The 12,955-nt window shown below is 69.4% G+C and carries 15 protein-coding genes and 4 pseudogenes; 9 read left to right on the top strand and 10 right to left on the bottom strand.

Annotation, left to right across the window (positions count from 1 at the left end; all coding sequences use genetic code 11):
- On the bottom strand, window positions 1–1,220 hold a 1,220-nt coding region (locus U9983_RS23175), incomplete at its 3' end, for a DUF4158 domain-containing protein (RefSeq protein WP_322756041.1).
- Window positions 1,221–1,569: 349 nt separating this feature from the next.
- Here U9983_RS23175 and U9983_RS23170 point away from each other — a divergent pair.
- Window positions 1,570–1,881: an EthD family reductase gene (locus U9983_RS23170; protein ID WP_322756040.1), complete on the top strand. Its 312-nt coding sequence runs from the start codon at window positions 1,570–1,572 to the stop codon at window positions 1,879–1,881.
- Between the two features lie 111 nt (window positions 1,882–1,992).
- Window positions 1,993–2,875 (top strand): annotated as a pseudogene (locus U9983_RS28095) (PhzF family phenazine biosynthesis protein).
- Window positions 2,876–2,951: 76 nt separating this feature from the next.
- Here U9983_RS28095 and U9983_RS23155 read toward each other — a convergent pair.
- Window positions 2,952–3,464, bottom strand: coding sequence for a recombinase family protein (locus U9983_RS23155; protein WP_322756042.1), 513 nt, complete (start codon window positions 3,462–3,464; stop codon window positions 2,952–2,954).
- Here U9983_RS23155 and U9983_RS23150 point away from each other — a divergent pair.
- Window positions 3,363–3,584: a hypothetical protein gene (locus tag U9983_RS23150; RefSeq protein WP_322756039.1), complete on the top strand. Its 222-nt coding sequence runs from the start codon at window positions 3,363–3,365 to the stop codon at window positions 3,582–3,584. The genes U9983_RS23155 and U9983_RS23150 overlap by 102 nt on opposite strands.
- Before the next feature lie 533 nt (window positions 3,585–4,117).
- On the opposite strand, the gene U9983_RS23145 is transcribed toward U9983_RS23150, so the two are convergent.
- Entirely contained in the window at window positions 4,118–4,555 is a 438-nt protein-coding gene (locus tag U9983_RS23145) for a hypothetical protein (protein ID WP_322756038.1), read from the bottom strand.
- A gap of 90 nt (window positions 4,556–4,645) precedes the next feature.
- On the opposite strand from U9983_RS23145, the pseudogene U9983_RS28090 reads away from it, so the two are divergent.
- Window positions 4,646–5,090, top strand: a pseudogene (locus tag U9983_RS28090) (DUF7008 domain-containing protein); the annotation flags it as partial.
- A 109-nt stretch (window positions 5,091–5,199) separates the two neighbouring features.
- Window positions 5,200–6,036: a hypothetical protein gene (locus U9983_RS23135; protein ID WP_322756036.1), complete on the top strand. Its 837-nt coding sequence runs from the start codon at window positions 5,200–5,202 to the stop codon at window positions 6,034–6,036.
- Here the strand turns inward: U9983_RS23135 and U9983_RS23130 are convergent.
- The 4 genes from U9983_RS23130 to U9983_RS28085 all read right to left on the bottom strand — a co-directional run bounded on the left by U9983_RS23130 (window position 6,027) and on the right by U9983_RS28085 (window position 8,692).
- Entirely contained in the window at window positions 6,027–6,899 is an 873-nt protein-coding gene (locus tag U9983_RS23130) for an aldo/keto reductase (RefSeq protein ID WP_322756035.1), read from the bottom strand. The two genes, U9983_RS23135 and U9983_RS23130, sit on opposite strands and share 10 nt — an antisense overlap.
- On the bottom strand, window positions 6,821–8,032 hold the full coding sequence (locus U9983_RS23125) for a JmjC domain-containing protein (RefSeq protein ID WP_322756034.1): 1,212 nt from the start codon (window positions 8,030–8,032) through the stop codon (window positions 6,821–6,823). The genes U9983_RS23130 and U9983_RS23125 overlap by 79 nt, the downstream gene beginning before the upstream one ends.
- Window positions 8,033–8,055: 23 nt before the next feature.
- Entirely contained in the window at window positions 8,056–8,199 is a 144-nt protein-coding gene (locus U9983_RS23120) for a hypothetical protein (protein WP_322756033.1), read from the bottom strand.
- 253 nt (window positions 8,200–8,452) lie between these two features.
- Window positions 8,453–8,692: a tetratricopeptide repeat protein gene (locus tag U9983_RS28085; RefSeq protein ID WP_416211494.1), complete on the bottom strand. Its 240-nt coding sequence runs from the start codon at window positions 8,690–8,692 to the stop codon at window positions 8,453–8,455.
- On the opposite strand from U9983_RS28085, the gene U9983_RS28080 reads away from it, so the two are divergent.
- A complete protein-coding gene (locus U9983_RS28080; protein WP_416211496.1) occupies window positions 8,676–8,864 on the top strand; it encodes a tyrosine-type recombinase/integrase in 189 nt (62 codons plus the stop codon). The genes U9983_RS28085 and U9983_RS28080 overlap by 17 nt on opposite strands.
- Window positions 8,865–9,377: 513 nt before the next feature.
- Here U9983_RS28080 and U9983_RS23110 read toward each other — a convergent pair.
- The 3 genes from U9983_RS23110 to U9983_RS28075 all read right to left on the bottom strand — a co-directional run bounded on the left by U9983_RS23110 (window position 9,378) and on the right by U9983_RS28075 (window position 11,652).
- Window positions 9,378–10,607 carry a GNAT family N-acetyltransferase gene (locus tag U9983_RS23110; RefSeq protein ID WP_322756031.1) on the bottom strand — a complete coding sequence of 410 codons (1,230 nt, stop codon included), beginning with the start codon at window positions 10,605–10,607 and terminating at the stop codon, window positions 9,378–9,380.
- Window positions 10,608–10,855: 248 nt separating this feature from the next.
- Window positions 10,856–11,005 carry a hypothetical protein gene (locus U9983_RS23105; RefSeq protein WP_322756030.1) on the bottom strand — a complete coding sequence of 50 codons (150 nt, stop codon included), beginning with the start codon at window positions 11,003–11,005 and terminating at the stop codon, window positions 10,856–10,858.
- A 242-nt stretch (window positions 11,006–11,247) separates the two neighbouring features.
- The gene (locus tag U9983_RS28075; RefSeq protein ID WP_416211495.1) at window positions 11,248–11,652 is read right to left on the bottom strand and encodes a tyrosine-type recombinase/integrase; all 405 of its coding nucleotides are present in this window, start codon (window positions 11,650–11,652) and stop codon (window positions 11,248–11,250) included.
- A gap of 104 nt (window positions 11,653–11,756) precedes the next feature.
- Here U9983_RS28075 and U9983_RS23100 point away from each other — a divergent pair, with 104 nt between their 5' ends.
- The 3 genes and pseudogenes from U9983_RS23100 to U9983_RS23090 all read left to right on the top strand — a co-directional run.
- The gene (locus U9983_RS23100; protein ID WP_322756029.1) at window positions 11,757–12,200 is read left to right on the top strand and encodes a hypothetical protein; all 444 of its coding nucleotides are present in this window, start codon (window positions 11,757–11,759) and stop codon (window positions 12,198–12,200) included.
- Window positions 12,201–12,266: 66 nt separating this feature from the next.
- Window positions 12,267–12,665, top strand: a pseudogene (locus U9983_RS23095) (DUF4158 domain-containing protein); the annotation flags it as partial.
- A gap of 90 nt (window positions 12,666–12,755) precedes the next feature.
- Window positions 12,756–12,955 (top strand): annotated as a pseudogene (locus U9983_RS23090) (IS256 family transposase); the annotation flags it as partial.

Genomic DNA, 12,955 nt, shown 5'->3' with positions numbered 1-12,955 from the left:
GCCACAGCCTCGTGCGACGCGCTCAGCGCCGCAAGGCCTCCGCCGGCCGTCAGCACCGCCAGGACCATCTCCCCAGTCCGCGCCGCCGCGGACCTCCCGTCTTCGGCTGCGGGTTCACCCGCACCGTCGACGGGGCCGCTGCCGGTCGCATCGATCGTCGCGGTGCCGGTGTCCTTCTCGGCGTCGGGGGCGCTCGCCGTGCCGGCCGGTTCGGCAGCCTCGCGCACCGCGGCCAGGACATCGCCGAACACCTCCAGCAGCCGCTCGGACTCGGCGCGATGCTCCTCGCGCAGCGCCTCCAGCCGGGCCCGGCCCTTCTTGTGGATGACCGCCATGCGCTTGCAGAACATCTCGGTCACCTCGTCCCGAGCGGAGGTGCGCAGCACGTGGATGAAGCTGGCCAGCAGCGTGAACCGCTTCTCCTCGCCGATCTTGACGAGATCCGCGACGTCGGTGACCCGCGCCTCGCCAGCGAAGTGCGAGATCTTGCCCGGCGGAACCCCTTGCAGCCATGCGCCGGTCGGCCCGAGCGCGTCCAGGTCGGCAAGGTGCGCCAGGCGGGCCTTGAACTTGCCGATCGTCGCGGCCCTCGCCGGGTCCTTGAGCCGGTCGAACCGGCTGCGCCGACTGGACGGGTCCACCACCAGCAGCTCGGCCAGCCTCGCGTGCTGCCCCGGAGTGATCCGCCCAGTGACTGCGGCGAACACGTCCCGGTTCACCTCAGCGCGGATCTTGGCCGCCATTCGGTCCAGCGTGGTATATCCGGGCAACTCCCGACCAGATTCCAGCAACTCCTCCAACGCCACGTTGATCAGGTCGGCCGGGTTGTCCTTCGTGGCCGCTGCCGCTCGGATCGCCGTCTCAGCGATGCCGCGCACATCCGCCGCGTCGTACTTCACCCCCAGGCGCTCGCGCACGTAGTCGCGATACCGCGCAGCTGAGCGCACCGCTTCCACCCCGACCGCCACACTGTCCGGCAGTCCCAGCGCGGTGCGTATGTGACCGGCCACCGCGTCGGGAACCTCGTCCAGGCCGGGGAAATAGCGCATCCGCTGGTAGCACTTCAGCCATATCACCAGCACGAGGAAGGTCTGGTCAGCGGTCGTCTTCCCTCGCGCCCAGCCAGCCTCGTCCGCTGTAGGTGTGAACGACTCGACCAACTCCCGCGCCGCGACGCTCTCGCGGAACCTCGGGTAGGCGGTGCGGTCGATCGATGCCAACACACACCTTGAAGATCACAGGGACCAGGATGACGGAATCCTAACGATCCCTATCAAGGCGACCCGCGCTGACCTCTACCAGCGGCGGAACAAGGCCTGGCATGTTTCGCTCGTATTCCGGCCCCACCCCTTACTGGTTCCAACTCTAGCAACACGGCCCCTTCCGGAGCCGATGACAGTGCATCGGATCTTGAGGCGATCCGAACCGTTCCGTGTCGTCCCTGGTTCTTAGCAGGAGCTCCCAGGTCACCCGGAGTGTTATGGTCTCGTCTCTGGACGGAGGTCGTCATGTATAAGTTGGTGGTCCTGTATTCCAAGCCCGCCGACCCTGATCTGGACGGAGGTCGTCATGCATAAGTTGGTGGTCCTATATTCCAAGCCCGCCGACCCTGACCACTTCCGCGACTACTACGTGACCAACCACCTTCCACTGGTCATGAATATGCCCGGCCTGCTTGCGTGGCGCTACAGCTTCGACGTGGCGGCGACCAAGGGAGAAGCGCCGTATTTCGCGGTCTTCGAAGGCGACTTCGCTAACGCCGCCGCCATGGCCGCGGCGCGGGCGTCGCCGCAAGGCCAGCGGGTGGCCGCCGATGTCGCCAACTACGCCACCGGCGGTGCGGTCATCATCCACTATCCGGTGCAGGACGGCACCGGCTGAGGCAGGACGGTACGCGTCCGGGACGCGTTCGGTCGGCCGTTGCGGCCAGGTCCGGCTATCGGCGGAACACCGTTCGCGGTTGCTGGTTCGTTGAGCGTCAAAGGTGGGCCGATGTCCTGGCCGGATGTCACGGTGGTTGATGCGTGCGTGCGGCGCGACGGCCGGGGCGGCAGCCCCACGGCCGTCACCGACGACGACCCGGCGGCGACGGACGCGGACCGGCGTGCGGTCGCTGCTGCGGCCGGCACCTCGCACGCGGCGTTCCTCGGCCCGGGGCGGACGCCGGACGGTGGCTGGCCGGTCCGGTTCTTCACCGCCACCGCCGAACTGTCCGGCTGCGGCCACGGCACCGTTGCCGCGCAGGCCGTCCGGTTGACCCGCACCGCGCTGGGCGAGCTGAACGACCGCCAACACACCGGCGGGCGCACGTTCGACACCGTCGCGATCCACCGCCCCGCCGGCATCGAGGTGTGGTTCGACCAGGGCCTCGTCGCGCTGCGTCACCCGGCACCGGACGAGCGCACCGCGATCGTCCGGTGCGCTCGGGCTCACCGCGGACGACCCGCATCCGACCGACGCGCCACGGATCGCCGCGCCCGGCGCACCACGCATGCTGGTACCGGTTCACGACCGGTCGGCGCTGCTCCGAGTCCACCCACACCTCGGCAGGCTGACAGCGGCGTGCCAGCGGTACGGGCTCCTCGGCTGTTTCGTGTACGCACCGCCGGTGGGCGACCGACCGGGTGCGGCGCGGATGTTCGCGCCGGCGATCGGTGTCGACGAGGACGTCGCCAACGCCAACAGCACCGGCTGCCTGGCCGCCCACCTGCTCGACACGACAGGGGCACAGACGGTCGCGATCGAGGTGGAGCAGGGTGACACCCTCGGTCGACCGGCCAGCGTGCTCGCTTCGGCCCGACGCGGGCCGGCGGGCATCACGACCCGGGTCGGCGGGTTAGCGGTGGTCCGCGACGGACACCGAGGCGACAACTAGACCGTCCTCTTCTGCGATCCGCGCATGGGGCTGGGGCTGTCCGCTGCGGTCAAGCGTTGGCACCCGGTGGCGGCCGTCAGCGGGACGCGGTGTCGAGGGCGCGGCTGAGTGTCCATCGGGAGACGCGCAGCTTGGCGGCGACGGCGGTTCGGGTTTGTCCGGCGCCGAGCAGGATGCGGGCGTCGGCGATCTGTTCGGAGGTCAGGGCGCGAGGACGGCCGCCGACGCGGCCTCGGGCGCGGGCGGCGTCGAGGCCTTCGCGGGTGCCTTTGACGATCTGCTGACGTTGGAACTTGGCGATGGCGGCGAACACGGTGAAGATCAGTTCGCCGCACATGTCGTCGCTGGTGTCGAGCACGATGCCGTCGAGGGTGCGGAAGTGGCGGCCGTTGGCGTGCAGGTCGTCTTCGACGATGGCGAGGAGTTCGCGGGTGTCGCGGCCCAGCCGGGTCAGGTCGAGCACGACGAGGGTGTCGCCGCGGCGCATGTGATCGAGGGCGGCGGTCAGGCCGGGCCGGGTGGTGCCCTTGACGCCGGATGCCTTGTCGAGGTAGATCCGGGCGCAGCCGGCGGTCTTGAGGGCGTCGATCTGGCGCGCAAGTTCCTGGGCGTCGGTGGATACCCGGGCCAGTCCGATGAGGTCCTCGCGCGCGGCTGGGTCGTCGTTGAGGATGACGTGATCTTTGATGGTGGCCTCCCGGCGCGGTAAGGCTTCAATGTAGCGAAAACGGTGGTTGGAGGTCTTGTGCTACATGCCGGTTTTGCTACATGGTTTCGCTACCGGTTCAGGGGTGGTTCGCGGCCTGTGCGGCTGCCGATCCGTACGGGGGCGAAAACGATCGTTATTGCCCCTGCTGGACGGCGCTGGCTTGCCCACCGAAGATGATCCTGCCTATCGGGACTTCTCCGAGCGCTGGTCCTCAAGGGCCGATCCAAGATCGGAGACTGCTCAAGATCATCACTAGCGCCGTTTCCGTGGATCATGTTAGTCACGGGCCGGCAAGAACAAGGGCAAGCCGCCGTCCGTCGCCTCGCTCTACCGGGCATTTGCCGAAGCCGAGGCGGCAGCCGAACAGGCCGCCGCGAACGACCGCGTGACGCTGCGACCCAAGCCCGCCCCGATCCGGCAGCGCAGCGAGCCGGAAACACCCGAGGAAGCCGAGCTCCACGACCGCCTCCAGGCTCAGGTACTCCAACGCCGCGCGGGCCAGTAGCCCAAACCCGCACCCACTACTGGCCCCGCTACCCGCCTATTGCCGGTTTCCGCCGTACCTTGGCTGCACCCCGATACGGCTCGCGCTCCAGGTGATCGAGCCAGTCAGCGCAGCGGCGGATCCAGCCGACCTCGTCGTCCAACCGGTCTGCGACCTGCTCCCGGCCGGACAACTCCTCGTCGTCGCTGCCGGCCGGGTCTTCCGGCGCAGGCCAGCCGGCGGCCCGTAGCTCACCGAGCCCGGTGTCGAGCGCATCGGCGTTGGCGTCCCGGGTCAGCTGGTGCACCCGGGACGGGGACAGCCCCGCCGCCTCCGCGACCTTGCGTACCGACACCCCCTCGGCGCGGGCGGACGCCAGCGCCCAGACCCGTTCCCGTTCGGCTTGCTCCAGGCGCCACGCCGCCCGACGCACCCGAGCCAGGACCCGCCGTTCCCGCCGGAACCCCACCCACCAGTCGTCGTTCACCCGCGCAGCCTCACACAGCAGTGTTCAGAGAACTGAACGCTGTACCGCTGTTTCCTGCTCCATTCCTCCCCGGACCCCGAGATCCGTGACGCGATCCCCGTCCCGCCGAAGTACGCCCAGGCCGACTTCCGTAAGACGTCCTACTGGCGGGCCCGCGGGAAGCTCGACGTGCCCAAGGAACGGTTCATCTCCTACCCGCCGGCCGGGCCGGACAACGACCCGACGCTGCTGGTCGGCTGGGCGGGCTGGGATCACCGCGAGCAGGCCCAGGCGCTGGCCACGCTGATCGTCGAGCGGCAGGACAACGACGGCTGGGGGGGCCGACCGGCTCGCCCCGCTGCTCGCCGGCCTGCGGGAGGTGATGCCCTGGGTCCGCCAGTGGCACGACGAGGTCGACCCGCTCTACGACGGCTCACCCGCCGAGGCCTACGACGCCTTCCTCGCCGACGCGATGGGCCAGCACGCCCTGACCGCCGACACGCTGACCGGCTGGCGCCCGCAGGCGGCCACTCGCGGCCGTCGGGCCACGAAGTGACGGACCGAAAACGTTCCATTGTCGACAAGATCGAGACGGTCGGCGGCCTACGATCACGGGTGCACGTGTCGTTGGCCGCCCCCGGAGATTGGTGTGTGCCGTGTCCCAGATGCCGAGGCTGGATCTCAGGTCCGGGTCTCACGATGAGGTCCTCGGGCGGGTGGAGCGGTCCCTGGGGACGCGGCTGGATCGTGCGGGTGCGGTACGCAAGCGGCGCTCGATCGGGCTTCCCAGCGAGGCGGGTACCTGGGTGCGGGTCGAGGCGCGGCCGGTGGCGAAGGTGATGGGCCAGGGCTGGAACGGCACCGAGTCCGCGGCGGTGCTGCGCGGCGTCGCGCTGCCGCGCTGGCACCAGGGCATCTCCTGGGCGGATCCCGAGGCCGGGCTGATGTGGCGGGCGGACGAGACGGACTACGTCGCGGCCCGCCCGGTCCAGTCGGGCGGGATCCTCACCGAGGACCCGGGGCTGGACGATGCCTGGTGGTCGACGCTGACCGGGTCGCTGGCCGCGCTCGCCGGTGCGGTGACGACCCGGGTCGCGACCCCGCACACCGAGCCGATCAGCCAGGCGCGGGTGAGCGCGACGATCGGGCGGGCCTTCGCCGAGCGGATCGAGACGACGCTGGAGCGGTGGGCGCCCGCGCACGCCGACCTGAACTGGGCCAATCTCACCGCGCCCGAGTGCGTGCTGCTCGACTGGGAGGACTGGGGACAGGCCCCGCTCGGGCTGGACGCGGCGAACCTGTGGGTGAACTCGCTTGCCGTGCCGGCGCTGGCCGACCGGGTCCGCGACGAGTTCGCCGCCGAGCTGGGCACCAGAACCGGGAAGATCGTCATGCTGTTCCTGTGCGCGGACATCGTCACGGCGCCGCCGGACTACGCCGGCGCGCTGTTCGACCCGGCGCGCGTCGCCGTCGAGATCCTGCTCAAGGACCTTCAGGCCTGAACCCGCCGCGTGACGAGCAGCCCCCGGTAGCGCGCGACCTGCCCGGCGTCGACGTCGAGGTCGACGGCCGCCGCGAGGTCCCGCAGGTGCCGGGGATCAGCGGAGCCGACGGCGACGGCCGTCACGCGGGGAAGCTCGAAGGCGAGACGGAACGCCGCCGGTAGCGCCCCGACCTGCTGGCCTGGCCGCAGGAAGATCCCCGGGCTGATCCTGCGCCAGGTGGGATCGCCGGCGTTGCCCGCGAACGGGCTCATCCCCCACCGTCCCTCGGACGGCACCGCCAGCAGTGCCGCGGTGCGTTCGCTGGCCGCCAGCGCGTCGCCGGTGACGGCCAGGCCCGCGCGCACCATGAGCACGTCCGGCCGCGGGAGCGCCTCCTGCTGCTGGCGGCCGGCGTCGAGCGCACGCGTGAGTGGCGCGCTGTCCCAGGACGAGATGCCCCACCCGGCGCACAGCCCGGCCGCGACCGCGTCCTCCAGCACGGCGCACGCGGCGCGCAGCCGCGCGAAGGCGGCCAGGGGGTCGCCGGCGCGCAGCGACCGTTCGGGGCTGTGTAGCAGGATGGTGCCGGGCGGTCGGCCGAGCTCGTCCACCGACGCCGTGACCGCGTCACGCAGCCGCGCGGGATCCAGGCAGTGCTCGACGCCGCCGTCCTGGCGGACGAAACCGACCTTCGTGGAGATCGTGAACTCATCGAGAAGATCGGCGGCCTCGCGGGCCAGGGTCCGGTGCGCGGCGAAGCCGTGGTAGTTGCTGGCGGTGTCGAGCGCGCGGATCCCGGCGGTCAGGGCGTCGGTGAGTAGCTGCCTGCGGTGGTCAGACCGGTGTAACCCGAGGACAACTCGTCGGTCAGCTCCGCGCACACGCCCTCCCGTACCAGCACCTCGGCCAGGCGGGCCGCGTCGACACCGGTAACCGCGGCGACCCGCGCGACCTCGACGGGGTTCCCCGACAGCAGCGGGGTGAGCGCGGGAAGCGCCGCCCGCGCGAAGGTGATCTTCTTGTGGGTCGCGGTGAGGACCACCGAGCCCTGTCCTGTGTCGTCCAGGCGGGGCGGGAAGTCCGTAGCGCAGACAACGGCGGCGGGCGGGCCGAAGATCCCGGCCGTCCACACGTGCCGGCCCGGGGGCCGGGAACTCTCCCGGTCCGCGACGAAGTCAGCCAGCCCGTAGCCCTCAACCAACTCCGCGACCGCCGCCGCGAACACCTCCCGGTCCTTCTCCTGCCTCGTGAGGTCCAGGTCGCCGCGGAAGAGGACCTGCCTGCGGGACTGGTCCGCCAGCCAGGCCAGCCAGTCGACGCCGGTCGGCCGGGAGAAACCGAACGTCAGATGCAGGCTGAAGCCCTCGCCCAGGCCGGCCCGGCCCGCCTGGTGCCAATGGCCACGAGGCAGGTACAGAACGTCACCGGCGCGCACCACCCCCGACCAGACGACACCGGCCGGCGGGTCGACACTCCGCTCGGCGTCCCGGAACAGCGGCGAGACCCGCGACGCGCCACGGACCTCCCACCGCTTCTCCCCCGCCAGATGGACGACGAGCACGTCGTGGTCATCCCAGTGCGCCAGGCCCTCGTTGGCCCCGGTGGTCAGGTAGATGTTCACCTGCACCGCCGCCCGTGACCGCCACTGCCACGCCCGGCACGCGACCTCCAACGTCGGATCGAACCGCTGCACCGCGTCGAGCACAAGCGTGCACCCGCCCGCCAGACACCCCGCGAGCCGGCGCATGTCGACCATCGGGACGACCTGGCCCCGTCGGGACGGCGTCGTGTCGAGGTACTCGTCCGCGGGCAGCGCGACACCATCACGCAGCAGCCGCAACTGCGGGGGCGCAAGGCTGCGGCGCATCACAAGGTCAAGAAGCCGGCCCGGCGTCAACAACCGCGCGCACAGCTCAGGGTCAGGCAGGCGGCCGCGCTGAAACCGGGAGACGGACCCGGCCGCCCCGGACCAGCCCAGCGCCCACTCGGTGTCGAGGACCAGGCGGTGGTCCATCCCACGGCGCGGGGTCGCCGGTCTCAGCCGTCCCGGTTCTCGCCCGTGTCGCCGACCGCCCCGTCGGACATCTCCACGTCATCGCGGTTCTGGATCCCCGCCAGCTCCTCGACCGCCAGCACCAGCTCGTCACGCTCCGCCGTCACGGCGCCCTCCGATCCACGCATCACCCTCAGCCCGCTATCCCAGGACATCTCGGAACCGGGGCAGCAAGCTGCCGATCACCGCACGTTACCGCGCCGAGACAAACCGCGTGACGACATTGGGAAAGCGCGAGAACCGGCCCCGGCTCGACGCCCAGCGAGTCAGCTGGCGCGACCAGGAGGTGACACGTTCTCCCGCATATTTTGATGTTGTGAATCGCGCACACCATCGACCAGAAATGATCATGTTCGGGAAGGGATCGAATTCCCAACAAGATCATTCAGGTGTGATGCGGTCAAGGGCCAGGCGGGCCTCGGGTGGCCGGCCGAGCTGCTCAAGCAGAAGGTCGAGTTTGCCGGCGCTGTCTCGGGTGTCGGGATGGTCGTCACCGAGACGTCGTCGGCGACCGGTCCAGGCCTGCCGGTACAACTCGACAGCGGCCTCCCGCTCACCAAGGGCGCGCAGATCGCCGGCGAGATTCGACGCCGAGGCCGCCGGCCTGGACGAGAAGACCACCGCCCACGTCCTGCGACACACCTTCGCCACCAGCCTCGTACGCGGCGGCACCGACCTGGTCACCGTCGCCGAGCTGCTCGGACACTCCCGGCTCGAGACAGTCCGGATCTACACCCAGCCCACCGAAGACGACAAGATCCGAGCACTCGACCACCTCATCGTCGCCGAGTAACTCGACCTGAACAGGCACAACCCCGCTCAAGATCGTCCCGTCGCCGCTTTCGGCCTCACCTTGGCTGGACCCCCAGAGGGATCGATCTCGTCATCGTCGCCGATCTCATGGGCCACACCCGGCTCGAGACGATCCGGATCTACACCCAGCCCACCAGCGCCGACCGCGCCGCCGCGCTCGACACCCTCATCACCGACCACTGATCACCAACGCCAAGCGTTGGATTCTCGGCGATTACTACCGGGACCCCTGGCCGTTGCCGGACTGGTCAGCGTCCACGACCGTACCTGGACGACCGACCGTTCACGTGCCGCGCAGCGCTGGGGTCAGCTCGAGCCAGACCTCGTCGCCCCGCTGGGCATGACGCAAGCGTTCTCTGGCACGATACGCGGGTCGAGCGGTCCCTGTGGGTGCTGCTGGATCGGCAGGCAGACGCCCGGCGATCCGGGCGGTCAGCGTCTACTCGGCCTGGTACAGCGCGGACCTCTCGATCCGGCTGGCGGTTCGATCCGCTCAGCGCGGCAACGCGCCAGGAACTCGTCGCGGACCAGCTCCGGACGCCGCTCGGTCTCGCGGCAGCTCTGTTCCAGACCGGGGATCTTCGAGCCAGCGCCACCACGGGTCGAAGACGAGGTTGGTGAGCTGCTCGTAGCCGACCGCTGCGGGGTGGGCGCCGTCGCCGTCGGCGATCCCCTGCTGCCAGGACGGCTGCTCTGCCAGCGCGGTGAATACGCTGACGTAGGGAACGTCTTTTGCCGCGCAGAGGCTGGCGTACTGCTCGTCGAGTGCCCTGACGCGTTCGTCTCTCCCCGCATCCCCTGAGGGGGGCGGTCCGACCATCAGGACGGGCAGGACCGGCAGCGCTTCGGCGAGAAGGGACCTGAGGTTGGCCACCGACCTGTCAGGAGGGACCCGCAGGCCGTGGCCGTCCTGGGTCATGTCGTTGACCCCAAACGACAGCACCAGCCGGGCCTCGCATGCCTCGGGCAGACGCGGTAGGCACTCCTGCCTCCACCGGGCCCGTATCTGCGCCGAGGTGTTCCCGCGGATCCCGAGGTTGTAGGCGGTGAGGCGCAGGCCCCTGTGTTCGGTGCGTGCGGTCAGGCGCCCCACCCAGCCCAGGTGGGTGGGGTCACCCACACCTGCGGTGAAGGAATCCCCAAGAAAACAGACACGCACGTCTCGGACGGTCACCGCCGGTGCGAGCATCGGTGACGTCTGGTCGGTGAGCATCCGGGTGAAGGCAACGCGAGGCAGTCCCGGCCCGTCGTAGTCGCGCTGGACAGCGACGCCGTCGATCATAATGTCGCCGGGTTCGACCTGGAAGCCGAGGCCGGTGTGGAACGCCCACGAGGCCGCGTTGCCGGGGCTGGTGATGCACCGCACCCGGCTGCGGCCCCGGGCAGCGGCGAGCTGGAAGAACCGCCGGTAGAGGCACGCACCGAGACCGGAGCGGCGCAGCGACGGATCGACCCCGACGAAATGGATGTAGGCGACCTCGGGCTGGGACGGCGACAGAAAACCGATGAGGAACGCCACCAGGCGACCGTCGTCGCGTTCCACCAGGTAGCTGCTGTCAGTGAAGTGCTGGAAGAACAACCGCGGGAGCAGCAGGCTGCGCTGCAGCGACCCGGCGTCGCCTCCGAAACCCGCCCACCAGACGTCCATCACGGCGAGGACACGCCGCTGATCGCCGGCGTGGGGATGGCGCAGCACCAGACCGTCGGGAAGCTCGTCGACCACAGGCCAACCTTGGCAGAACCGCATACGTCGTCGCCAACACTTTCAGGAAGCGGGAACGGTCCGTCCGAAGCCCCACCGCCGGTTCTGCGCGGCGACTGCCTTCACGAAAGGTTGTCCCGCTCCCCGTCGGCGGCCTCGACGCCCCCGATCAGATCGAGGCCTGGGCCGCTCACTACTTGGAGGCGGCCGTACATCGGGGGCGACCGGAATACGACCGGAAGCCGCCGTAGCGATCATGCGGTGGAGTGTTACTCGTCGGTGATGAGGTGGTCGAGGGCGCGGATCTTGTCGTCTTCGGTGGGTTTGGTATAGATTCGGACGGTTTCGAGGCGGGTGTGGCCGAGAAGTTCGGCGACGGTGACGAGGTCGGTGCCGCCTCGGAAACTGGTAGGCGGCAATGTTCGGACCGCGTTGTATTCCTCGGCTGGTCATGATCGATTCCTGGGTCCGCATACGACTCGGGAGCCGGCGGTCCAGGCTCGCGGAGCTCTAGCTGTCCTGGATCAGCCTGCGGCACTGGCGATCTTGGTGCGCAGCACGCGCAGACGAGGCGACTGGCCTGGGCTCTTCTCCTCGGTGCCGCTTGTGCTGGTTGCAACATCGTTGCGCCCAATGCAACGGAACTCGATGCAACATCGCGTCACTCGATGCAACAATCGACCCGTCGGCCCAGGTCAGCCCAGCCATCACAGCGGCTCGCCGACAGATCGGCCGGCGTGAGAAGCCCTGCCACCGCGCAATCGCGGATTCTGCCGAATGTTGCATCAGATGCAACATTGCGCATTTCGAGGCTGGTGGCGAAGGTGTGACGTAGGACGTGGGCGGTGGTCTTCTCGTCGAGGCCGGCGGCTGCGGCGATGGTGGTGATGATGATGGTGTGGGCGCCGGCGGCGGACAGCCGGCCGCCCTGCTGGTTGAGGAACAGCGGGGGGCCCTCGGCGCCGGGCCAGTCCGCGCGTTCGGTGAGCCAACCGGTGAACGCGGCGCGCAGCGGTGGGTGGATGGGGACCTGGCGGATCTGGTCGCCTTTGCCGTGGATACGCAGGCTGCCTCTGCGGCCGGATGTGATGAGATGATCACGAATGGGCGGTGTCCGCCGTCACCCCGTGCACGGGGTGACGGCGGACTTTCTTCGCGGGGGGCGTGGCCATGGGTTTTCCTTTTCTGGACTACAGGCGGGTGGTTGCCCGTCGGGCACGCCAGACGTTGCTGCCAGGCGAGCAGATCGTCAGCGTCCACCTCTGCCGTCACTGGGGCACGCTGGGCGCAGACCTGGTTGGAGGTCTCGGTGGCGTCGTCCCCGGAGTTGGCGGCGTCGTCCCCGGAGTTGGCGGCGTCGTCCCCGGAGTTGGCGGCGTCGTTGGTGGCGTCGTCGGTGGTCTCGCGAAAGGGGCCCTCGATGCTCGGCGCGAACGACCCACCGGGATTGCACGGAACTTCCCCACCGGCCCGGTCTTCCTCGCGGTGACCTCTCTCCGCGTTGTGATCTACAGTCACGTCGGTGCGTTCCGGATGGTGCCGAGATTCGCTGTCGCCTACGACCCTGGGGGTCAAGGAGGACTCGTGCAGCCGTTGGCGCTAGCGATGATCTAGGCCGGAGTATGGCGAGTTCGTCTGTCTGACCTTCCACTGTACTTTTGATCGACTACGGTCCGGGTTGTGTCGCTGGAGTTTTTGACCGATGCCCAGGTTGCGGCGTATAGGCGGTTTCAGGGGGTGCCGTCGCGGACGGACCTGGAGCGGTTCTTCTTCCTCGATGACGCGGACAAGGGTCTGATCACCGACCGGCGAGGGGATCACAATCGACTTGGGATCATGTTGCAGGCCACGACCGTGCGGTACTTGGGCGTGTTCCTGGAGGATCCCCTGGACGTGCCGTGGCCGGTGGTGGAGTACCTCGCCGAGCAGCTGGGCATCGCTGATCCGTCGTGCGTGAAGCGGTACACCGAGCGGCTGAAGACGGCCTACGAGCACGCCTGGGAGATCCGCGACGCCTACAAGTTCCGGACGTTCGAGGATGAGGAGGTCGCCGAGAAGTTCCGTCGGTTCCTGGATGGGGCCTGTAGAAATAACGGTGTAACTCCCCGAGAGTGAGGATACGCCGTGAGTGACACGATGGTGGAGGTTCCGCCGGCCTACGAGACCCCCATGCCGGATCGGCCCAACGGCCGCCAGGTGGAGTGGGACGCCGGTGACGCGCAACTGGTGCGTCTGCTCGCGGAGCGGGCCCAGGCGGACGGGATCAGCCTGGCCGGCGAAGGCGGCCTGCTGGCCCAGCTGACGAAGCTGGTCCTCGAAGCCGGCCTGGAAGCGGAGATGACCGCCCACTTGGGCTACGACAAGCACGA

It is taken from the genome of Protofrankia sp. Cas3, assembly GCF_963555955.1.
Taxonomy (GTDB): Bacteria; Actinomycetota; Actinomycetes; order Frankiales; family Frankiaceae; genus Protofrankia.
The sequence above is the reverse complement of the archived record's forward strand: the minus strand, read 5'-3'. Positions and strand labels throughout refer to the sequence as shown.